This window comes from Niallia sp. 03133 (genome assembly GCF_052663225.1).
The window spans coordinates 184,370-206,020 of record NZ_JBQTCY010000004.1 but is presented as its reverse complement, the minus strand read 5'-3'; the positions used below and the strand labels follow the sequence as shown (position 1 = coordinate 206,020).

The window sequence follows — 21,651 nt, the reverse complement described above, 5'->3', positions numbered from 1 at the left end:
CAAATACTTTTTTTATTTTTTGGGTAAGACAAATACACCTATCTTATTATATTACCAATTAATGGATAATAATGAAAGCAACTGACAGGAAATTCTATGAAAGCTAACCACCACTTCTCAAGTCTGAAGTAGTGAACCTCGCTTCAATACTGTAGGGATGCAATCTGGCATGAGTACAATCTTTTTATTACATTAACGTACAATTCGCATTTACAGGACGAGGCGGATAATGCTGATCTCCTAGGTCTTAGAGCCTCCAGAAAGTTGTTCCGATCTCCCCTCGACCTCAGAAGTAGTGGTAGCTTTATTTAGATTTTTTTTAAGCAGCTAACGTTTGTATTTTAGGAGTTAATAAGCAAGTGTAGCTTAGTTTTTTGTTTATTTCATGCATGATATTAAAATCTGGTTGCTTAGAAATAAACGGTTTTTTGTCGCGTAACATGGCAAAAGCAATTTTAAGAAACTTATTTCCTAATGCAATAAACACTTTTCTTGCGTGTTTACCTTTTTCTTTCAAGCGCTGTACAAACGGTAATAGGTCTTTATTATGCATAGAAAGGCATCGTCCAACGTTGTATATAATATAGCGTAAATGTGGGTTACCTTGTTTGGAGATACGTCCAAAATAGCCTTGTCCTCCACCTGATTGTTTCATAATCGGATTCGTTCCAGCCTTTTTTATGATTTGGTTTGGATTATCGTAATGAGAAACATCCCCCATTTCGCTATAAAGTTCAGCCGCTGAAACAAGGCCAATACCCGGAACAGTAAGAAGGAATTTCCCATCCGTTTCAAGAAGGAGAGGTTCAATCTCCCTTTCCAAAGCACTTATGTTTTTGTTCAATCTTTCTAGGTCTTGGAGTTTCATTTTCAGGATTAATCTCTCTGAGTTTAACGCTTGAAGAGATTGGGAAAGCGCTTGATTAGCCGCGTATAAAAGTTTTTGGATGGCTTCTTTACGCAATTTTAAATTGTGTTCTTTTGAAAGTTTTCTCAGCCCCAATTCTCCTAATTCAAGAATATAAGAGGGATGCGGGTAATGATTCATAAAATACAGGGAAGACTTCCCCCAAAAGTCACTAAAGATTTTAACCTTTTTTCGCTTATTCCCCTCTTCAACAGCATATCCCTGGTACTCACGCCAAATATGGTCCATGAGTACCCTAATTTCCATTTGAAGAGTAGAACGTTTTCGAATTTCCTGTCTCCTTGCCCGTGTGAGCGTAAGAAGTTGTCATTGAATGCCCTTGGCTAAGGTGAATTCTGTACCCTTATTATTCATAATAGCGTGAGCTATGGCGACAAGGTCTATGTCGTCTGTTTTACACCAGTTTAAAGCACTGGCACGTTCTTCAAAAGTGGTATAGGCATTTAAGATTTGAACACCAAAGCCTTTGTCGCCTAGAAGACGAACAATATCTTCGTAATAATGACCAGTTGCCTCAACCCCAAGAAAAATACGTTGGGCGTTATGATCTTTAATTGCTTTATTAACCTTTGAACACAAGCAAGATATACCATCTGCATTTACTGAAAAGAAAAAGGGTGTTTCAATTACATCCCAAAATAGTTACAGATTAAGGCTTTTTGATGCAGTTTCGCTGCATCTATGGCTACAATTAATACTTGTTCGAGATTTACTCCTCTTAGTTGATCACGAAAACGACTTCCTTTTTTACCTTGAATATGATACTGTTTTGTAGTCCCCATGTGACTTCAACCTCCGATATATAGTGTGTGGGTGGTTAGATTGAAGTTCCCCGTCAGGTACTTTTATCTTACTTGAAGTCGCTGGGGATTTTTTGTGTTTATTAATGGTAATTACATTATTTCATACACCAGAAAGTATAATTTTTTGGAAGTCAGAGAAGTGTCTAGCTCCAGCGCCCTATCGACTTCAACGCTTCCCTCACCTCGTCTACGATAAGTCAAGCACGAATGCGCTATGCTCTTCGTATTTCCTTTATCTCACTCGATTCAGTCCAGCTTATTCTGTCGATGAGCAAGGGCGCTTGCGCTTTTCTTGCTGTATTATTAATAGAGCATAATAGGCTGTTTATGATTATTAGTCAAATGGTTAAATATATTTTGCTGTTAAGCAAAAAACTTATATAATAAAAAGGAAGAAATGTGTCGATATTTGAATTTTAATGGATAATAAACTTTAGTTCTTAAAGACTGGAAAAAGATTAACCGTATATTCTTATGCAGCTTCATTGTGATCTTAAGGATAACTTTTTGCAAAAAGATGCAGAAAAATAGTAGAAAATATGGTTTAATAACAGAAGGGCTGTTTTTCATCATTTTTATATTGTAAATTGTGAAAATCGGCACAAAAGGAAAATATTATGAATGATTTCATTTACATTTGGTAATCAATGATTAGTTGCCATGTTTTTATATAAAAGGGAGGAAAAAACATATGGCGAATTCAAGGGCTTATTCAGAAGCTCAAATAAATGGGGAAAATCTCCAAGAAACATCTGTATGGAAAGATTTTTTAGCATTGATAAAAATTGGCATTGTTAACAGCAATTTAATTACCATTTTTACTGGATTGTGGCTAGCGCTTCATTTCTCTGGAGAGAAGTTCTTGGCAAATATTGATAGTATTCTATTTACACTAATAGGATCAGCCTTGATTATTGCTGGCTCTTGTGCATTAAATAATTATATTGATCGTGACATAGATCCATTAATGGAACGTACAAAATTAAGACCAACCGTAACAGGAAGAGTGAATTTAAAAAAAGTAGCACTTTTAGGGTTTGGTTTTATTGCAGCAGGAACGGTGTTTTTATTATTAACAACCATTACAGCAGCTGTTATTGCTTTAATAGGTGCTTTCAGTTATGTTGTTGTTTATACAATGTGGTCTAAACGAAAGCTTGTTTCCAATACTGTTATAGGCAGCTTTTCAGGTGCAGTTCCACCGTTAATTGGCTGGGCAGCCGTAGATCCAAGTTTGGATGTAATGGCATGGAGTTTATTCTTAATTATGTTTTTTTGGCAGCCTCCGCATTTTTATGCTTTAGCAATCAGAAGAGTGGAAGAGTATAGAGCAGCAGGCATCCCGATGCTTCCTGTAGTAAAAGGGTTTAATACGACAAAAAAACATACGTATGCATGGATCATTGCTCTTTTGCCGCTGCCGTTTTTATTAACATCATTAGGCGTTCCTTTTTTAATCCTAGCTACTCTATTAAACATCGGCTGGATTGCAACTGGCATGTATGCAAGCAAAAAAAAGGATGAAATAAAGTGGGCTACAGCAATGTTTGTTTATTCTCTTCAATATATGACCATTTTGTTTGTTGCAATGGTTATTGTTACTTTGATATAGAAACGATACAATAAGTAGGAATGATAGCGCTAGGCTGTCATTCCTTCCGTTTTATTATCCTGATTGACATTAATTTCTATTGTAAGCTGTCACTAATCAGGCGCTTGCTTTTACTTTTAAAATTATACGATGTAGTGAGGTTTTGATTATGGAATTTACTTTGCCGGTTTTACCAACAATAAGTACATTTTTTATTGTTCTAAGTGCTGTTTTTGTTGCGATAGGATGGAACTTAATATTAAAAAGAAAAATAGATGCACATCAAAAGGTTATGTTTTTTGCTGCTGTTTTTGCAGTAATCTTTTTTGTCATTTACGCATCTAGAACCATTTTTATAGGAAACACCTCATTTGGAGGTCCTGAGGACATAAAAATATATTATACGATATTTCTTATTTTTCATATTACACTTGCTACGGTTGGAGCAGTGTTGGGGATTATCATGCTATATACTGGCTATAAAAAACAGTATGCAAAACACCGGAAATTAGGACCAACTACAAGTTTGATTTGGTTTTTCACTGCGATCACGGGTGTTGCAGTATATTTATTATTATATGTATTCTATCGTGGAGGAGAAACAACTTCTGTCATTAAAGCAATTTTGGGCTTTTAGCATATCTATTAATAAATGTATACTATTTAGTAAATGATGGACATATAATGATAGAAATAATACTAGAGAGGAGGACAACCTCTGAAAACCCTTATCAGAATTTTAGTTATTATTTCTATATTAATTGCTATTGGTTTTTATTTGAATATATCAGATAAAAACAAAGATTCAGATGCATTGGTAGAGGATGGGAAAGATCCTAAAATAACCGATAATATGGCAGGGAAGTCAGACAGTCAAAATAATAGTCTTCCTGTACCATCGAAGGGTTTAGGAAGCTTCATTGGCAGTGATGCTGAAAAATTAGTAAAAGAGTATGGAAAACCCACTAGAATAGATCCATCTTCCTATGACTATGACTGGTGGATATACAATAAAAAAGATACGGAATATTTCCAGGTTGGAGTACAGAGAAATAAGGTTGTTACAATCTTTGCAATCGGTGAAAATGCGGATATTTCTCCATATAAAATTGGACAAGAAGTAGGAGATATTTATACAAAAACACCGATTGAAACAAATATTAGCTTTAATTATGAAGGGTCTTCCTATCGCTTTGAACTCTCAGAGGACGAAATGAATAATCGCCCGCTTGTTCGTATTGGCGATTTTTATGCGCAATTTTACTTTGATAAATTTACAGGAACGTTATCTAGTATCAGATATATGGATGCCAAAACTTTATTGCAGCTGCGTCCATATGAACTTGTGTACAGAGGGGAACTAGTGGAAACTGCTTCAACAGTAGAAGATTCAGAGGAAGTGGAAAAAGGAAGCGAAAAGCAGATTTTGGATATGACAAATGTGCTCCGCAAAAGATTTAACTTAAAAGAAGTTCAATGGGACGAACCTACTGCAAAAGTAGCATTAGGGCATAGTGAAGATATGTATGATACAAAATCGTTTTCTCATACCTCCGAAAAATATGGAGATTTAGCTGAAAGATTAAAAAAGGGACAAGTTTTTTATAAAGCTGCTGGAGAAAATATTGCAGCCGGCTATACAGATGCTGGTGCTGTAATAGAAGGATGGCTTAATAGCAAAGGTCATCGGGAATGTTTGCTTAATAAAGATTTTACCTACTTAGGTGTAGGGGTTTATAAAAAATATTATACACAAAATTTTATAGAGAAATGGTAAAAGAGCTGTCTGAAGCTTTAATCTGTTCTGTTTTTTATAGAAAATATAGAACGGAAGGTTAAAATTTTTTCAGGCAGTTTTTTACTATGATCTATTTGGGTTAAAGTATGGAATGGTTATTTTATCCCACTCTTAACGGGCAGTAAGACCCCCACCTCAAGATGCTGAGAAATCGAGGATGTAGGTGGAGGATAACTGCCCGTAAAGTACCAAAGGAGGTACACAAACTAAGGTCGCCACTTCCTGTGGACCGCAAGCTTTCCATCAGTGGAGGATGAAGAAAACCCTCATTGATGGAAAGGTTCACTTTATATACACATATTTTACCCAGTCGTCATATGGTAATATAGGCAGCTGTAACACATAGAGGTGAACAAAAATGGAAAAGAAAAAACTTCATCCTTCCGTAGAAGAGTTTAAGACCTTTGTGAAAGGAAATCCAAAAATTATTCAAGAAGTGAGAAGTAGAAAAACGACATGGCAAGAATTATATGAGGACTGGTACTTATTAGGAGAAGAAGATGCCAGATGGGATCCATTTCGTGAAAGCAAAGCATCTAATGAGCAACAGTCAGATTCAACGAAAACGGTCTCGATGTCCTCTGTAATGAACTCATTAAAAAACATGGATCAAAATCAGCTCCAAGGGTATATTGCTAATTTAAGCCAGGCCTTAGGAACGATTCAAGGAGTTATTTCTCAATTAGCTCCAAATGGAACTAGCAGTACAAGTACAAAGCAAAGCAGTGGGGAGAAACAGCCAACTGGACCTTTTTCGTTTCGAAAAGATTAAGAAAGGGGCTTTTCGATGAGAGCTGAAATAAAAGAATTTATTTCGCAAAATCATGAATTGCAACAATTTATTCGGGAGCAGCCCTATTGGTATCGGAAATTAACTAGAAATCCAAATGATTTGCAATCATTTGAAGCAGCTTCTTTGCATTATTATAAAAAAACAATCCCTCATCATGTAGAGAAATTTTCAAATGGAGTGCAAATGGCATCCATGATGGTTAGTATGTTTCAAGCAATGAATTCACAGTCTTAAAATCTTTAAATAGAAATCCTTTCTTTAAATGTGTATAGTTAATGGATAAAAAATGTAAATCATGGAGTAAAAAGAAACATTGCAGCGAATACTAAGAAAAAATTATCAGGAGTGTTTCTATTGAAGAAAATACTGATTACTAGTATTCCTGTCGTGTTTCTTTTATTTGCCTGCAGCGATGATATTCCAGATCCAAAAGTAAAGCCTAAAACAGAGTCGGCGCATGAGCATAGAATTCCTTTACAGGCTGTACAAGCATCCTCAGCTTCAAACAATAGGGAGTTTTCGGTTAAGCATATAGTAAAGGGAAACGCTGTTTATATAGAGTGTAAAACAACTTCTGTTTCATTCCGTAAAAATAGTGAAAAAAAACAGGCGAAAATTATACTTAAAGTGGATCATAGGTTAGTAAATGAATATCGTTCTGCTGCATTTGTTGTGCGAAATTTAAAGCCAGGGAATCATAAAATCTCTCTTGAGGTTGTAAATGAAGCAAATGAATCCTATCATTTAGGCAAAGAATTCATGGTCACCATATAATAAGGAGTGCCATTACAAACACAACCCTTTTCTTTCCAAGCCTTTTCAAGTAAAATAAAGGTGGAGGTGAGCGAATACGTGCTTGCTACAACAGAAATCCTGCTAATTGAGGAAGAGGCAAAGGCAATTGCTGAGATGATTATAGCGTCAGACGTTGCAGAACAATATCGTATTTGTTTGTCCAATTTAAATACAAACAAAGAGACAAAGCAAAAGATTTTTGCTTTTAATACAATGAAAGTGCAATATGAAGAGGTTCAGCGTTTTGGACGATACCATCCAGACTATAAAAAGGTTATGATGGAGATCAGACAGTTAAAACGCGAAATGGATCTCGATACACATGTTGCAGCATTTAAATTAGCAGAAAATAATTTCCAGAAGCTGCTGGATGAAGTAAGTGTCATAATTGGGCGTTCAGTATCCGAATTCATTAAAGTGCCAACTGGAAATCCTTTTTTTGACGAACTTTCAGGATGCAGTTCTGGCGGATGCGGTAGTGGAGGCAGCTGCAGCTGTTCTGCGTAATGCGTAAATAAGAGAGGTGGCGAAAGCATCTAGCAAAATAAAAGGCTTTCGTCACCATTTTTATATAAATGAATAATGAAGTAGTATATAGTGAATGTTTGTTTCATCGCAGGCAGGCTAGTCATAAAAGCCTCAGCCGACTATTACATATACATTATTAATGATAAAAATGCCATAAGAATTTGCCAATCAGTATGGTTTGATGAACCAAAGGAAAGTTGGTGGATAGATTGAAAAAGCTTCATGAAACACAGAAAATAGAAGACAATACGAGCACAGATGAAAATAGAATATTTTTTCCACCGGATATTGAGAAATTAAATGATATGGGAGGTGGAGGAATCAAACATAAAAACATAAAGATCGATTCATTGCCTAAAGGAATTAAATATATTGGCTATTTTATTTTTGGAACTATTATTCTTTCTATTTTTCTAGTAGTAGCTTTGAATTTTCTTTTTTAAGTCCCTGATGCAGAAATGAAACATATAACGATTCCATCAGGAAAAAATAAAGATATGTAGAAGGAGTTAATCATGTTAGGGCAGCGACAAGGTATTATTGTTTGGATGTATTCCTTAAAGCAAACAAAAATGTTAAGAAGATTTGGAAATGTACATTATATATCAAAAAGATTAAAGTATGTTGTATTGTATACAAACCAAGTGGAAGTAGAACAAATTATGGAAAAAATAAGTTCCTATTCTTTTGTGAAAAAGGTAGATCCGTCTTATAAACCTTTTCTGAAATTGGAATTTGAAAATTCAAAACCAGATAAAGCAAAGGAATATGATTATAAGATGGGTATATAAAGCTGGAGATAATCCGGCTTTTTATCTTTTTTAAGGCTTTAGCTCGAAAAGATGGGGGAACAATAAGAATCTTTCGTTCAAGATTTATCAATATGAAAAAATTTTAATAATAAAAAAACCTGTAAGCAAATGCTCACAGGGTCCTTCTACATCCTCTATAAGGAAAGAAGGAAAAGGGAGAGGAGAAACCGGAGGAAGAACTTATGGGGAAACGTAAGTCTTCTCCGCGGTTGGCAACAACATCCTCGAATAGATGTTGTTAATAGAAGTATCTCCAGCATTTATTTCCCTTATACATGAAATTCATTTTTTATCTTTCGAAAGGAACAATAAAAACACTCCTAATTTTTTTAATTGGAAAAAGGTTGGAGCTGAATTTTTTCTTAAAAAAGAAATAATCATGCTGTTTTATTTAAAGAAAGCTTGTTGCAATGATGATAAAATGATTATTCTGATAACAAATGGGAAAGAAAGTTGGCTCCCCTTTTTGTTTATGGTAGGATAGGGAAGGTAAAGTTCAAGTTCATTAAGGATTCAGTGGTGATAAAAATGAGAGTAGTTTCTGGAATAAATAAAGGAATTTCTTTAAAAGCTGTACCTGGGAATTCCACCAGGCCCACAACGGATAAAGTGAAGGAAGCCATTTTTAATATGATCGGCCCTTACTTTGATGGAGAAGTTGGGTTAGATCTGTTTGCAGGCAGCGGCGGACTTGGGATTGAGGGATTAAGCAGAGGTTTATCAAAGGTTGTTTTTGTGGATCGTGACGGAAAAGCAATTTCGACTATAAAAAGCAATCTGGCAGCATGCAATTTAGAAGAAAATGCGGAAGTTTACCGCAATGATGCAGACAGAGCGATGAAAGCATTAATAAAAAGAGAACGCAGCTTTGATTATATATTTTTAGATCCTCCATACAAAAAACAGCAATTGGAGCGTATACTTACAACCATTGATAAAGAAAATTTATTAGAACAAGATGGTGTGATTGTATGTGAGCATGGTTCAGAGGTAGCATTGCCTGAATCCATTGGTCGACTTTGCCAAAAAAAGCATGAGAAATATGGAATAATAGCAGTTTCAATTTATACATTGTCAATGGGTTTGGAGGAATAAGAAGGATGGCAAGTATTGCAGTATGCCCTGGAAGTTTTGATCCAATTACATACGGCCACATCGATATTATTAAAAGAGGCGCGAAGGTTTTTGATCAAGTTTTTATTTGTGTTTTGAATAATTCAAGCAAAAAGCCATTTTTTTCTGTGGAAGAGAGATTAGCTTTAATTAAGGAAGTAACAAAGGATATTCCAAATGTAAAGATTACATCTTATGAAGGATTATTAATCGATTATGCAAAAAGTATTCAAGCAAATGCGATCATCCGTGGGTTAAGAGCGGTTTCTGATTTTGAATATGAAATGCAGATAACATCAGTAAACCGTGTATTAAGTGATGAAATCGAAACCTTTTTTATTATGACCAACAATCAGTATTCTTTTTTAAGCTCCAGTATTGTAAAAGAAGTAAGTAAATACAATGGTGATATTTCAGAATTGGTTCCTTCTGTTGTCGAACAGGCATTAAAAAAGAAATATGACTCGTTAAACAATCGTAAATAATTACATAGTGAGAGGGTGTCGACGCGATATTAATCATAAATAATGGATAAAGTCGTCGACACCCTTTTTGTCTTGCTTAGGAGAATGGTTTATATTCCTAGACAGGTTTTTTTCTGCGGGGAAGCCGGCTAAAAAGAATTAGAATATAAAGGCATAAAAAGATAATAGTTATCATTGGTCCAACATTTGTTGACATGTAAAATACTTCCTCTACCCAAGAGATTTTTATATGGATAAAATCAGGAACGGCGATAGTTGGCTTTTCATCACCCAAGAAATGAGTAGTAAACGTATTCCAGCCTAAAAAAGTATACAAGCCGGCAAAACTTGCTTGTAAAATTCTCGCAAAGAAAAAAGGTTTAAAACGAATATCTGTTTGTGCAAGAATGCTGGCAACTTGTGCTTGTACACTTAATCCGCTGAAACCTAAAATAATGCTAGTCAGAATGGCCTGATGCATAAATGCAGCAGTTTCCACATCACTCGTTAACTTGCTGCCAAGAGTAATTTCAAAAACACCGGCAATGAACGGGATGCTTAAATCACTTGAAAACTGAAAGACATGCAAAATCATCTCAATGAATTTTCCTAAAAAAGAGGTAACATGTAAATGGAACAAAAGACGATTAATGACTGAAAAAAGGATGATAAATCCGCCAACCATTAATAAGGATTGAATGGATGAAGAAACGGCATCTCCAAGTAGTTTACCAAGTGGGCGTTTATCATTTATTCTTGTTTCATGGAGTTCATGCAGCGCTCTGCGAATGGAAGGTCTTTTTATTTTAGTTTCTTTTTTATTTGTCTGTTCTGCTTTCCCGTAAAATCGCATGCATAGTCCAACAGTGAAATTCGCTAAGTAATGAGCAATGGCCAATAAAAATCCTAATTTCGGATTATGAAAAAAGGAAGCAGAAACTGCTCCGATAATAAACATTGGATTAGAAGCATTGGAAAAAGAAACGAGTCGTTCCGCTTCTATTTTCGTAAGCTGCTTTTCCTCTCGTAGACGAGCGGTCAGTTTCGCTCCAGTTGGAAAACCAGATACCATGCCCATTGCCCAAACAAATCCGCCAACACCAGGGACTCGGAAAAGCGGACGCATGACAGGCTCCAATAAAACCCCTAAAAAACGAACAACCCCAAAGCCGATTAACACTTCAGATAAAATTAAAAAAGGAAGCAATGACGGAAATACAATAGTCCACCATGTATTGAGACCATTTTTGGAAGCATCGACAGCAACTGCGGGAAAGGATATTAAGGCTAATGCTAGGAGAGATGCAGCCAATGCTAACATGACGGTTTTTACTTTTGCACGATTCAAAAAATGATTCCCTCCTTTTATGTGGCAAAAATCCTGAATCTGCAACGATAACTGCAGATAATAAACAGCCGAAAAAATTTATTTAAGACGTTGGGTAAAAAAATAATGGAAGGTTCACTTTATCCCACTCTTAACGGGCAGTAAGATCCCCACCTCAAGATGCTGAGGAATCGAAGAAGCTAGGTGTTGAAACTCGCCCGTAAAGATCCGATAAGTTTAACTAACCATCAGTGGGGGATGAAGAAAACCCCCACTGATGGAAAGGTTCACTTTATCGTAAAATCGATTATCTCGTCCTACTTATCCCCCTATCATTCAATATACTCATACCAGAAAAAAAAAGACCATAAGATTAATAGAACGAAGAAAATGAATGGAGGGTTTAGGATGCAGCCTCCAAGGATAGGGTTGGCCTTAGGTTCGGGTGGTGCAAGAGGATTTGCTCATATTGGCGTAATTAAGGTGCTAAGAGAAGCAGATATTCCAATTGACTACATTGCAGGAAGCAGCATCGGTGCAATTGTGGCCAGTCTATACGGGGCGGGATTAGATGTAGAAAGGCTATATGATTTATCGAAGTTTTTTAAACGAAAATTTTTTTTGGATTTTACCGTTCCTAGAATGGGGTTTATCGCAGGGAATAAAGTGAAAGAACTTATTCGTTTATTTACATTTGGGAAAAATATTGAGGATTTGGATATACCCGTTGCCATTGTAGCTGCTGATTTATTGTCAGGAGAAAAAGTGGTTTTTACAGAAGGACCTATTGCGGAAGCGGTTCGAGCCAGCATCTCTATTCCGGGCATTTTTGTACCAGAGAAAATTAAAGGACGTTTATTAGTGGATGGTGGAGTGATTGATCGAATACCAGTGTCGGTAGTAAAGGATATGGGAGCTGATCTCATTATAGGAGTAGATGTTGCCAATGTGAAAATAACAACTGAAATCACGTCAATATATGATGTGATTATGAGAAGCCTTGATATTATGCAGATGGAATTAGTTAACAACAGGGAAATTGCCAGTGATTGTATGATACGCCCACAGGTAGAAATATTTAATAGTAAAGCATTTACCAATTTGAAAAAAATAATTGAGCTGGGGGAAGAAGAAACCAAAAAGCATCTGGATGATATAAAAGAATTAATCCGTACATGGCAAGTTGATAAACAGCAGTAGTCGTACATTTCTATTCAGAGAGTAATGCTATTTTCTCCATCCGAAAATAGTTGGATGGAGAAAAATAAAAAAGCAAATGAACTCTGGGAGCCGTTATTTCATGATGGGGGGTTGTTTGTATTCTAATTCACCTAGTTTATACTGATTGGAAAGCGGAGCTCCGAGAGCATAAATAGAAGAGGCTTTAATATCCAAGTCCATTTGGTTATGTTGAAAAGCAGAAAGTTTGCTGACAACAGGCAATAGGAACTCTTGTTTTTTTTCTTTTAAATAGGATCTGCCAGCTTTTGTACTCCCTAATAAACGAATAAAAGCAGGTTCAGGATTTTTCATTTCGTTTTTTTTCGTATTCGTCAGAATATGCAAACATACTCGCTGGAGTCTAGTCCATGTATAGCGTTTTGTCTTTAGCTCTGTTAGAAACTGATGAAAAGATGTTGATTTTTTTACAGCAGCTAGCAGTCTATTTTCCAAGCCTTCCTCTACTTCGTATATTTGAGACAAATCTTCTTTTGAAATTTGCAATAAACGAAATTTTAGATAAGTCCAGTAGTTTTCCCAATGATGAAAGCAGTTATATTCTTCTCGATACTCTGTCAAAATTTTCGCGGTTGCTTCAGGTACAAATGGAAGAATCTTTTGCATCATCTCTTTTTCCTCTGACAGCACATTGCGGATGCTCGTGGCACTTGCAATATGACCGGAATGAAAATGCTGGTCATGGTAATCTGCCTGACTCCGGGAAATCGTATGTAGCTCCATAGGATAAGACATGGAGCAAACAGTTTTTACATATTGGAAGCCTAAAATATTATTTGGCTTTGTTAGGTCAACATAGGATGTATTGTGTTCTTTTCCAATCGTTTGAAAAGAAAGAGAAGCAGCTTTTGGGAAGCTGTTTCCTTTTTCTAAGTTTTTTTTCAGCAGTTCTGAATAAATAGTTTTATTTTCTTCTATTAACTTGTATGAGTCAATAAATGCTTGAATATCGCCAGATTCACTTCCAAAGCATAGGTAATCACACTTTATGCTGTGAAGAAGAGAAACAGCTCCCTTAGAAAATAATTCTGCATGCTGTGTGGCAAAAGCATAGGGAAGCTCCAATACTAGATCTACTCCATTTGTAATTGCCATTTCTGTTCTATGCCATTTTGACACAATGGCTGGTTCGCCTCTTTGCAAAAAAGGACCGCTCATTACAGCAATGACAATGTCTGCTTTTGTTTGTTCTTTCGCCTTTTGTATATGATAGATATGACCATTATGGAAAGGGTTATATTCAACGATAATGCCAACAGCTTTCATGTATAAATTTTCTCCTTTTTTTCATTCCTGAAAAATGGAAAGAATCAGGAAGAGAGGTTAGATAAATAATAAAAATAGATTCTACTTAAAAAAGAATACAACAACAAATCAGAAGAAGCCACCCTCCTATAAAATTTGCAGAAATAATTTATCGAAGGAAGTATTTTTCTTAAATTGTATAGCTTTTAAAAAAACTTCTATGGTATTTGTACAGATGTTTGTTGAAGTTGAAGAAGGGATGAACACATGATGTTACTATACTATGACGTTTAAATTGCACAAAGGTTGCATTTCTTATTTATAAGAGTAAAATAGATAAGAAATGCTGGATATGATCAGATGATTGTCTTCAAACGCTGTAAAGAAAAAATATTGACAAATAATTATATGAAAGCTATAATTACCTTTGTTGCCTTGGGGTGATATATATGAAATGGACGTTAAGCCAGTTGCAAAAATACCGAAGTAAGGAAATGCCTATTAATGAAACAATAAATGCGGAGGGGATCAAAACAGTTGATCCGACTATCAGACATGTATCACCGATGCATATTACTGGTCGAACAGATATTGATTCTACAAAAGTGACTTTTCATTTGAAAATAGAAGGGTCTCTCGTATTGCCTTGCTCTCGTACTTTAGTAGACGTGGATTATCCAATTAATGTTGAAACAACAGAAACTTTTCTCTTAAAGGTTTCCGATTACGAAACAGATGTAGAGGAAGTTCATCAAGTAAATGGAGATGTGATTGACTTAATGCCAGTCATTGAGGAAATTCTTTTACTTGAAGTACCTATGCAAGTTTTCTGTGAAGATAGCAAAGAAGAAGGAGCTCCTCAATCTGGAAATGATTGGGAAGTTATCCAAGAGCAAGAGAAAAAGGACAAAGTGGATCCTCGTCTTGCTGGGCTTGCTAAGTTTTTTGAAAACAAGTAACGAATGCCCGATTAATCGTTGGCAGACAAAAGAAACATTTGAGAATAGATTTTTCTGCTCTCATTACTTTCTTAATACTCTTTAAGGAGGTGGGAAGAATGGCTGTACCTTTTAGAAGAACATCTAAAACTGCGAAAAGAAAACGTCGTACACATTTTAAATTACAAGTGCCTGGTATGGTAGAATGCCCTAACTGTGGTGAAATGAAACTTGCTCACCGCGTTTGCAGCGCTTGCGGAACTTACAAAGGTAAAGAAGTTGTTAGCAACTAATTTTCCTTTTGAATGAAAAGCACATGGACTATGTTCCTGTGCTTTTTTTCGTTTATTTATTTAAATAAAATGGGGGAATTTAGATGATAATTGTCAGCTCTTGTTTAGCAGGTCTAATGGTGCGTTATAACGGAACACATAGCCTGAATCATAAAATACAGCAGCTAATTCATGAAAAAAAAGCGATGGCAGTTTGTCCTGAATTGCTGGGAGGGTTTCATACTCCGAGAGAACCAGCTGAAATAGTAGGAGGAGATGGCCAAGACGTGCTAAATGGAAGAGCGCAAGTGATGGAGCAAAGTGGAGCGGATGTAACAGCTCTTTATATCGGTGGGGCATATAAGACATTAAAAATAGCACAAGAGCTTGGTGCAACAATGGTAGTTTTAAAGGAAAGCAGTCCATCCTGCGGGAGCTCCTTTATTTATAACGGTGCATTTGAGGGAAAGAAAATCGAAGGAATGGGTGTTACGACAGCTTTATTGCAAAGCAATGGCATAAAAGTTATTTCAGAGGAGGAACTTACCTATCTCCTCAAATAAATGAATAAAGACTAGCTTTTTAGGATATAGCAATAAATGTTTTTTTATATTCCGGCATGATATCAGTCTATCTTTTCTAGTAGATGCATATGTATGAATAAAAAACACTAGGAGGGATTTACTGATGTCGACAACAAGACAAGATGCCTGGTCAAAAGATGAAGATATACTGCTGGCTGAGATAGTGCTGCGTTTAATTAGAGAAGGCGGAACACAGCTCCAAGCTTTTGAAGAGGTTGGAAAATTATTAACTAGAACAAGCGCTGCATGTGGGTTTCGCTGGAATTCCTATGTTAGAAAACAATATAAATCTGGAATTGAATTAGCAAAAAAACAGCGGAAATTGCTGAAAAAAGCCAGCATGCTGGTAGAAGAAGAGGAAAAGGAAGCGCCTGTTCCTGTATATACTGAACAAATAGAAGCAAAAAAAGATTTTGAGGAAGTACTTATCTATTTAAAAGAAATATATTATAAATCATTAAAATGGGAAGAGCAGAATGATAATAGCGAATCTAAAGAAAAAACTTTGCTGTTAGAAGAAAAAGTGACTCAATTATCTGCAGAAAATACAAAGCTGCAAAAAGAACTAAATGTAATAGAAGAAGCGTATAAAGCGTTAGTGGAATTAATGGAGAAGGCAAGACAGATGGTTGTTTTAAAGGAAGAGGATAAGCAGCAGAAGGTTTAGAAATGTTTGTTCCAGCAATAGCTGTTCATTAAGACGAAGGAATCACGAAGCGGTCAAAGTCTGCTCTCGGATTCCTTTTTTATTCCTTCTCCTGTTTATGAAAAGGAGAAAAACATAAGAAGAAAGAAATCTTTTCTTAAGGTGTCCACATATAAGGTGTATCCGGATTATCTTTGATCGGTGCAAAATGAAGTTTTTCCCAAAAAGAATGAGAATGATTAAAAGGATATGTTTTGATTGGTTTATTAAATTGTTTAGCAAATGAAATAAACGCTTTTCCTAATCCTTTTTGCTGGTATTCTGGCAAAATTTCTACTTTGCGCAATTCCACACAATCTTCTTGTAAGAATCCTTCCTGCGCAGGATGTTCCAGCACCATTCTGCCGATGAGTCTATCTTGTTCATACATCCCAAAAAAAGAAGAAGAAAGGGAATTTTCCACTAAATCTGTTTGTAATTCAGCTGTAATAGATAAAGGGTCTTTCGATTTCTTATTAAAGTCTTGAAACTCTTCCAATGTTTTATAATTAATTGCCAGTTTCTTTACAATTGTATTCATCCTAATCCTCCTAACCATTTTAAAAGAAAAAAAGGAAACGTTTTCATAATTATTATATTATACATTTTCCTTTTTTGCTCTTTTTAAACACCATATTGCTTAAAAATAGAAGAAGGGGGAATTTTTCTTATATGAGAGGCTTTCAAATTTCTTCGTTGTTCTCATCTTAATTTGATCAGTATGAAGTTTCTGCCATTACTGCCTTTCTGAGATCTACAAAATTTTACTTTATGTTTAATATTAAAGATAAACATTTTCTTCGATTAATGGTAATATGGAACTATCAAATGTTCACATAAAATGAATGAGTAGAGGTTTAATAATGAAAATCGGAATTATTGGCGGTGGAGCAATTGGACTTCTCTGTGCTTTTTTTCTAAAGAAAAGCCATGATGTAACCGTATATGTACGATCAGAGAAACAACTGAAGCTGCTGCAGCAAAAGGGAGTAGCCTATAAAAGAGGAGTAGATATTGAACAAACAATTGTCCGTGCAGAGTCAGTAGACAATTGGTCAGCAAACGAAGATTTAACGATTGTGACAGTAAAGCAGTATCAATTAGAACCTGTCTTTAAACAAATCAAGCAGCATCATGATCATATAAAAGGACTGCTATTTCTTCAAAATGGCATGAGTCATTTAAATATCTTGCAAACGCTATCTACAAATCGCCTGATGGTTGGCGTTGTCGAGCATGGAGCGGTAAAGATAAATGAACATACTGTTCACCATTTAGGAATTGGCGCGATAAAGCTATCTGCACTGCATCCTGTTATGGAACCAATGTTGAAAAAGCTTATACAAGAGGCTGATGCTTCTTTTTTAATAAAAGAGGAACAGAATTATTTATTTATGATGAAAAAGAAGCTGGTTGTTAATAGTATTGTGAATACATTAACTAGTATTTTGCAGGCAAGAAATGGGGAGCTTTTGCAAAACAAGTTCTATTTTCCTTTGATGGAAGCTTTTATGTCAGAAATAGCCGCAATACTTTCATTAAACAAGGAAGAAAAAGATCAATATTTTTCTTATGTACTGGATGTAATAAAACAGACGGCAGACAACAAATCGTCTATGTTAAAAGATTTGGATGAAAAGAGACGTACAGAAGTTGATAGCATTTTAGGGTATCTATTGGAAGAAGCAAACAAAAAAAAGATAAACGCTTCCTTAACAAAAACATATTATTTTATGATAAAAGGGAAGGAGACGGAGCAGGAAGGACTGGGGAAATGATTACGATCACAACATCCATTATAAGCTTTTTTATTATGTTTCCAATTATTTGTTATTTCCTTGTGTTTATTGTGTGCAAACAATGGACAAGAAAACATCGGCTTTCTGTACATCTCGCTTTAGATGTCAGTACCATTTTTTTTATTATTTCTGTTCACTTTTTAATGGAATCAATCTGGGGAAAGTCTTATTTATCCTACATAATCCTCACTATTTTAATGATTGGCATAATCCTCGTTTTTTTACATTGGAAAATAAAAGAAGAAATCAATTATAAAAAAGTTTTCCGCGGCTTTTGGAGAGTAAATTTTCTGTTGTTTTTTTGCACGTATTTACTCTTAATGGTCTATGGATTGATTTATTTTATGCTAACATCGGTTGCTTTCTCGTCATAGGAAGCTAAAGGTTCACCATAGCAAACATGCAAATGAGATGATAGGCAGAGCAGAACTAAATAAAGGTGGTTGAGCCGATAAAACCATCTGTGAACAGTTGGCTACATATAAAGAATACGGCTTTCCGATGTCATTTCTTCCTGTGGAAAAAAGCGTAGTTCCATCCCAATTTTCATAATATAAGAAAGTATAAGTTTTCTGAAGTCTGACGGGTGTCTAGCGCAAGCGCCCTATCGACTTCAACGCTTCCCTCACCTCGCTTGCATAGTCAACATCGACGCTTGCGCTCTTCGTGTTTCCTTTATCTCTTCAAGGAACACAAAACTAAAACCGCCACGTCCTTATGTCTTCGTTTGTGTAATCCACATCCTGTGGACCTCAGCTTTTTACGTCGATGAGCAAGGGCGCTTGCGCTTTTCTTAAAGAAAATCATGAAATCCCAAGCAAAGTTTTTTTCCTTTTAATTTAGGGGATGATATACTCTTTATGTATGCAAAGATTGGATAAATGGTATCTTGTGCATAATCAAAGCAGCCAAAGGCGGTTACTATTATATATAAAGAATGATTAATTATTAAAGGGTATGCATTATCATTTGACATAAATGAAATCTAGTGTTTAAAAAGGGGAGTACATAAATGGAGATGATAAATCTCTCGTTGCAGACGGCGAATAAGTTTGTGACAGATTATTGTTTGCAAACAAAGGGGATCATGAATTTTTTTCATTATTCTTTCCGTGATAACAGCAGTTACGAAGAAAGAATAAAGGAATTAAAAACGCGTCAGTTTATGAGGACTGAAGCAGCTGATTATATCGAGAAATATATGAAGAAATTTCCTTCTTCACCATCTGTTCAACAATCAATAAAGAAACTTCGAAAAAAAGATAGTGTTGTTGTGATAGGTGGTCAGCAGGCAGGGATTTTAACTGGACCGCTTTATTCCATCCATAAAGTAATCAGCATTACTTTGCTGGCAGAGGAAAAGGAAAAAGAATTGGGTATCCCGGTTGTTCCGATATTTTGGATTGCTGGAGAGGATCATGATTATTTAGAAATAAACCATCTTTATACCCCTGGTAAAGAAAAAATGGAAAAAAAGGTTTATTCACAAAAAGTCATCGATAAGAGAATGGCTTCCGATATTCCATTGGATAAGAAAATTTGCTTCGAATGGATAGAAGGTATTATCGAATGCTATGGCGAAACGGAATTTTCTCATTCTTTGTTGAGCTTTTTAAAAGACGGAGTGGCTCAATCGGAAACATTCGTGGATTTGTTTAGCTATATAACAATGGGGCTTTTCAAAGAATATGGCTTGCTGTTAGTTGATTCTGGAGATGAAAATTTACGCTTATTAGAAAAAGAAATATTTTTAAAGCAAATCGAACATGCAGAAATGCTTGCTGAAAGGGTAATAGAACAGCAGGAGATTGTGAAAAAAGCTGGTTATCCCCTTGTCATTGAAATGAGTGAAAATCCCGCCAATCTTTTTTATTATGATGAAGATAAAAAAGAAAGAGTGCTGCTGCAGTTTGATGCCCGGCAGAATATGTTTATCGGAAAAGATGGAACGGTTCAATACAGCAAAGAACAATTAAAGGAAATCGCGAGCGAATTCCCCAACAAATTAAGCAACAATGTTGTTACGAGGCCAATTACACAAGATTTACTATTTCCAACCTTAGCTTTTATCGGGGGGCCCGGCGAAATAGCCTATTGGGCTGAATTAAAAAAAGCTTTTGAGTGTCTAGGGATAAAAATGCCTCCAATCGTACCGAGATTGAATATTACCCTGATGGAGCGTTGTGTGGAAGCAGATATGGCAGAATTGCAGTTAGATATTTCAGAGGTCATTGTCTCTGGAACAAAAGAAAAATGCGATCAATTTTTAGATTCTGTAGGGAATGAAAAAATCAGAGAGATATTAAACCTTGTAAAAGAAAATATCAAAGAGAATTATTCGCGGTTAGAAGAGGAAGTGGCAAAAGATGTGAAAGGGCTGCTGCCACTTTTAAAAAAGAATGAAAACTTCTTAATAAAGCAATTGGATTTTATGGAAATGAAAGTAGACGATTCAGTTAAACAAAAACATGAAGTGATTGTCAATAAATTTAATCGAATTGAACGAAATATGAAGCCAGACGATTCTCCACAAGAACGTATATGGAATATTACGTATTTTCTCAATAAGTATGGCTTGGATTTTTTAGATGAGTTAATGAAGTTTTCCATGGAGTTTGATGGAAATCATAAGGTCATAAAATTATAGCTTTTTGGGAAAGGTTCTCTATTTGGGAGCCTTTCTTTTTTTTGGGGAAGAAAAGAGAAAGGATGTTTTCCTTCTACTCATCCTTTATTTAAGGATAGGTGGATAAACAGAAAAAAGAAGAATCCTTTATCTCACTCTTAACGGGCGGTAAGACCCCCCACCTCAAGATGCCTAGAATTGAGGAAGCTAGGAGGGGATAACTGCCTGTAAAGATCCAATTGGATATATTATTTTTATTTTGGCTGTTTTTTAAAAGTTTGTTTCTTTTTATTAAGTTGAAAAATCCTTTAGAATTACTGAGCAGCCTGAATATACGTAGACTCCTGCGGGACGAGCGACGAGGAGGATCGGCGCTCTCCCCCTGGAAAGTGAAGTGTGGGTTAAATAACAAAAATCTATACAAAAAGAGCCTTCTTTTTAATCCGAAGTAGCCAACACCATCACTTTTATGGTGTGAGGAGAACGAATAAACAGGCTAAAAGTAGAAAGAATACGAAAAGGAAGAAGATTCCTTTTTAAAAATTATACTATTTTTCTTGCAGGATAATATGTAAATAGATAGAATCTAATATATAAGTGGAGGAAAGTGGGGGAATGTGGTACATTGAGGTTAGGAAGTGGGGGTAGCAGGTATGTTTATGGGCGAATATCATCATAATGTTGATACGAAAGGCCGTTTGATTGTGCCTGCAAAATTTAGGGAGGACCTTGGAGAAACCTTTATTTTAACCCGCGGACTGGATCAATGTTTATTTGGCTACCCATTAAATGAGTGGAATATTATTGAAGAAAAATTAAAAGCACTTCCTCTTACGAAAAAAGACGCTCGAGCTTTTACCCGTTTTTTCTTCTCGGGAGCAACAGAATGCGAACTAGACAAACAAGGGCGCATCAATATTGCCTCCCCGTTATTTCAATATGCGAAATTAGAAAAAGAATGTGTTATTTTAGGGGTTTCCAATCGTATAGAAATTTGGAGCAAAAATCTATGGGAAGATTATTTTTCCGAATCAGAGGATTCTTTTGCCGAAATTGCAGAAAATATGATTGGGTTTGATATTTAAAGTTTTTACTGCAAATCAATCTTCCCATTTTGGAGTGCTTTCACCGATAAATTAGGGAAAGTGGAATTTGTGTTAGGGAAAAAGCATCATTTGCTCAAAAATGGTGGAAATCTTTATCCCACTCTTAACGGGCAGTAAGGCCCCCATCTCAAGATGCTGAGAAATCGAGGAAGCTAGGTGGGGGATAACTGCCCGGAAAGGTCCGAGTGAGAGGTACACAAACTAA

Annotated in this window: 26 protein-coding genes; 20 read left to right on the top strand and 6 right to left on the bottom strand. The window is 35.7% G+C overall.

The window, feature by feature from the left end; all coding sequences use genetic code 11:
• Positions 1-319: 319 nt before the first annotated feature.
• From ACTYBU_RS07430 to ACTYBU_RS07420, 3 genes are read right to left on the bottom strand one after another with little or no spacing between them, the layout of a single operon-like run.
• Complete coding sequence (locus ACTYBU_RS07430; RefSeq protein ID WP_445488471.1) at positions 320-1,174, bottom strand: transposase; 855 nt, start codon at positions 1,172-1,174, stop codon at positions 320-322.
• Positions 1,175-1,234: 60 nt separating this feature from the next.
• Complete coding sequence (locus tag ACTYBU_RS07425; protein WP_445488469.1) at positions 1,235-1,507, bottom strand: IS110 family transposase; 273 nt, start codon at positions 1,505-1,507, stop codon at positions 1,235-1,237.
• A gap of 47 nt (positions 1,508-1,554) precedes the next feature.
• Positions 1,555-1,710, bottom strand: a complete 156-nt coding sequence (locus ACTYBU_RS07420) for a hypothetical protein (protein WP_445488467.1) — start codon at positions 1,708-1,710, stop codon at positions 1,555-1,557.
• 712 nt (positions 1,711-2,422) lie between these two features.
• Here ACTYBU_RS07420 and cyoE point away from each other — a divergent pair.
• From cyoE to coaD, 11 genes are all read left to right on the top strand, one after another.
• Entirely contained in the window at positions 2,423-3,343 is a 921-nt protein-coding gene (cyoE, locus tag ACTYBU_RS07415) for a heme o synthase (protein WP_445488465.1), read from the top strand.
• A 148-nt stretch (positions 3,344-3,491) separates the two neighbouring features.
• Entirely contained in the window at positions 3,492-3,959 is a 468-nt protein-coding gene (locus ACTYBU_RS07410) for a DUF420 domain-containing protein (RefSeq protein WP_445488463.1), read from the top strand.
• A gap of 141 nt (positions 3,960-4,100) precedes the next feature.
• Positions 4,101-5,099 carry a CAP domain-containing protein gene (locus tag ACTYBU_RS07405; protein WP_445488462.1) on the top strand — a complete coding sequence of 333 codons (999 nt, stop codon included), beginning with the start codon at positions 4,101-4,103 and terminating at the stop codon, positions 5,097-5,099.
• A 379-nt stretch (positions 5,100-5,478) separates the two neighbouring features.
• A complete protein-coding gene (locus ACTYBU_RS07400; RefSeq protein ID WP_445488460.1) occupies positions 5,479-5,892 on the top strand; it encodes a YlbD family protein in 414 nt (137 codons plus the stop codon).
• A 15-nt stretch (positions 5,893-5,907) separates the two neighbouring features.
• Complete coding sequence (locus ACTYBU_RS07395) at positions 5,908-6,147, top strand: YlbE-like family protein (RefSeq protein WP_445488458.1); 240 nt, start codon at positions 5,908-5,910, stop codon at positions 6,145-6,147.
• A gap of 120 nt (positions 6,148-6,267) precedes the next feature.
• Entirely contained in the window at positions 6,268-6,687 is a 420-nt protein-coding gene (locus ACTYBU_RS07390) for a hypothetical protein (protein ID WP_445488457.1), read from the top strand.
• A gap of 78 nt (positions 6,688-6,765) precedes the next feature.
• A complete protein-coding gene (locus ACTYBU_RS07385; RefSeq protein WP_445488455.1) occupies positions 6,766-7,215 on the top strand; it encodes a YlbF family regulator in 450 nt (149 codons plus the stop codon).
• Positions 7,216-7,445: 230 nt separating this feature from the next.
• Entirely contained in the window at positions 7,446-7,679 is a 234-nt protein-coding gene (locus ACTYBU_RS07380; protein ID WP_445488454.1) for a hypothetical protein, read from the top strand.
• A gap of 72 nt (positions 7,680-7,751) precedes the next feature.
• Positions 7,752-8,027: a YlbG family protein gene (locus ACTYBU_RS07375; RefSeq protein ID WP_445488452.1), complete on the top strand. Its 276-nt coding sequence runs from the start codon at positions 7,752-7,754 to the stop codon at positions 8,025-8,027.
• A gap of 549 nt (positions 8,028-8,576) precedes the next feature.
• Positions 8,577-9,143: a 16S rRNA (guanine(966)-N(2))-methyltransferase RsmD gene (gene rsmD, locus ACTYBU_RS07370; RefSeq protein ID WP_445488450.1), complete on the top strand. Its 567-nt coding sequence runs from the start codon at positions 8,577-8,579 to the stop codon at positions 9,141-9,143.
• 5 nt (positions 9,144-9,148) lie between these two features.
• Positions 9,149-9,646, top strand: a complete 498-nt coding sequence (gene coaD / locus ACTYBU_RS07365) for a pantetheine-phosphate adenylyltransferase (protein WP_445488449.1) — start codon at positions 9,149-9,151, stop codon at positions 9,644-9,646.
• Between the two features lie 97 nt (positions 9,647-9,743).
• Here the strand turns inward: coaD and ylbJ are convergent, their stop codons facing one another.
• Positions 9,744-10,973 (bottom strand): sporulation integral membrane protein YlbJ, encoded by a 1,230-nt coding sequence (ylbJ, locus tag ACTYBU_RS07360; RefSeq protein WP_445488447.1) that lies wholly within the window; start codon positions 10,971-10,973, stop codon positions 9,744-9,746.
• Between the two features lie 387 nt (positions 10,974-11,360).
• Between ylbJ and ACTYBU_RS07355 the strand changes: the two genes are divergently transcribed.
• The gene (locus ACTYBU_RS07355; RefSeq protein WP_445488445.1) at positions 11,361-12,152 is read left to right on the top strand and encodes a patatin-like phospholipase family protein; all 792 of its coding nucleotides are present in this window, start codon (positions 11,361-11,363) and stop codon (positions 12,150-12,152) included.
• 93 nt (positions 12,153-12,245) lie between these two features.
• Here ACTYBU_RS07355 and ACTYBU_RS07350 read toward each other — a convergent pair whose 3' ends face one another.
• On the bottom strand, positions 12,246-13,457 hold the full coding sequence (locus tag ACTYBU_RS07350) for a nucleotidyltransferase (RefSeq protein ID WP_445488443.1): 1,212 nt from the start codon (positions 13,455-13,457) through the stop codon (positions 12,246-12,248).
• Positions 13,458-13,885: 428 nt separating this feature from the next.
• On the opposite strand from ACTYBU_RS07350, the gene ACTYBU_RS07345 reads away from it, so the two are divergent.
• From ACTYBU_RS07345 to ACTYBU_RS07330, 4 genes are all read left to right on the top strand, one after another.
• Positions 13,886-14,395 (top strand): YceD family protein, encoded by a 510-nt coding sequence (locus ACTYBU_RS07345; protein WP_445488442.1) that lies wholly within the window; start codon positions 13,886-13,888, stop codon positions 14,393-14,395.
• Positions 14,396-14,493: 98 nt separating this feature from the next.
• A complete protein-coding gene (rpmF, locus tag ACTYBU_RS07340; RefSeq protein WP_016200993.1) occupies positions 14,494-14,667 on the top strand; it encodes a 50S ribosomal protein L32 in 174 nt (57 codons plus the stop codon).
• 83 nt (positions 14,668-14,750) lie between these two features.
• Positions 14,751-15,209 carry a DUF523 domain-containing protein gene (locus ACTYBU_RS07335; protein WP_445488440.1) on the top strand — a complete coding sequence of 153 codons (459 nt, stop codon included), beginning with the start codon at positions 14,751-14,753 and terminating at the stop codon, positions 15,207-15,209.
• A gap of 124 nt (positions 15,210-15,333) precedes the next feature.
• Complete coding sequence (locus tag ACTYBU_RS07330; protein ID WP_445488438.1) at positions 15,334-15,897, top strand: RsfA family transcriptional regulator; 564 nt, start codon at positions 15,334-15,336, stop codon at positions 15,895-15,897.
• 136 nt (positions 15,898-16,033) lie between these two features.
• On the opposite strand, the gene ACTYBU_RS07325 is transcribed toward ACTYBU_RS07330, so the two are convergent.
• A complete protein-coding gene (locus tag ACTYBU_RS07325; RefSeq protein ID WP_445488436.1) occupies positions 16,034-16,456 on the bottom strand; it encodes a GNAT family N-acetyltransferase in 423 nt (140 codons plus the stop codon).
• 322 nt (positions 16,457-16,778) lie between these two features.
• Here ACTYBU_RS07325 and ACTYBU_RS07320 point away from each other — a divergent pair, with 322 nt between their 5' ends.
• The 4 genes from ACTYBU_RS07320 to mraZ all read left to right on the top strand — a co-directional run bounded on the left by ACTYBU_RS07320 (position 16,779) and on the right by mraZ (position 21,425).
• Complete coding sequence (locus tag ACTYBU_RS07320) at positions 16,779-17,693, top strand: 2-dehydropantoate 2-reductase (RefSeq protein WP_445488434.1); 915 nt, start codon at positions 16,779-16,781, stop codon at positions 17,691-17,693.
• Positions 17,690-18,088 (top strand): DUF3397 domain-containing protein, encoded by a 399-nt coding sequence (locus ACTYBU_RS07315; protein WP_445488432.1) that lies wholly within the window; start codon positions 17,690-17,692, stop codon positions 18,086-18,088. Before ACTYBU_RS07320 ends, ACTYBU_RS07315 begins: the two co-directional genes overlap by 4 nt.
• A gap of 638 nt (positions 18,089-18,726) precedes the next feature.
• On the top strand, positions 18,727-20,361 hold the full coding sequence (bshC, locus tag ACTYBU_RS07310; RefSeq protein ID WP_445488430.1) for a bacillithiol biosynthesis cysteine-adding enzyme BshC: 1,635 nt from the start codon (positions 18,727-18,729) through the stop codon (positions 20,359-20,361).
• Between the two features lie 632 nt (positions 20,362-20,993).
• Entirely contained in the window at positions 20,994-21,425 is a 432-nt protein-coding gene (mraZ, locus tag ACTYBU_RS07305) for a division/cell wall cluster transcriptional repressor MraZ (protein ID WP_445488428.1), read from the top strand.
• Positions 21,426-21,651: the final 226 nt, after the last annotated feature.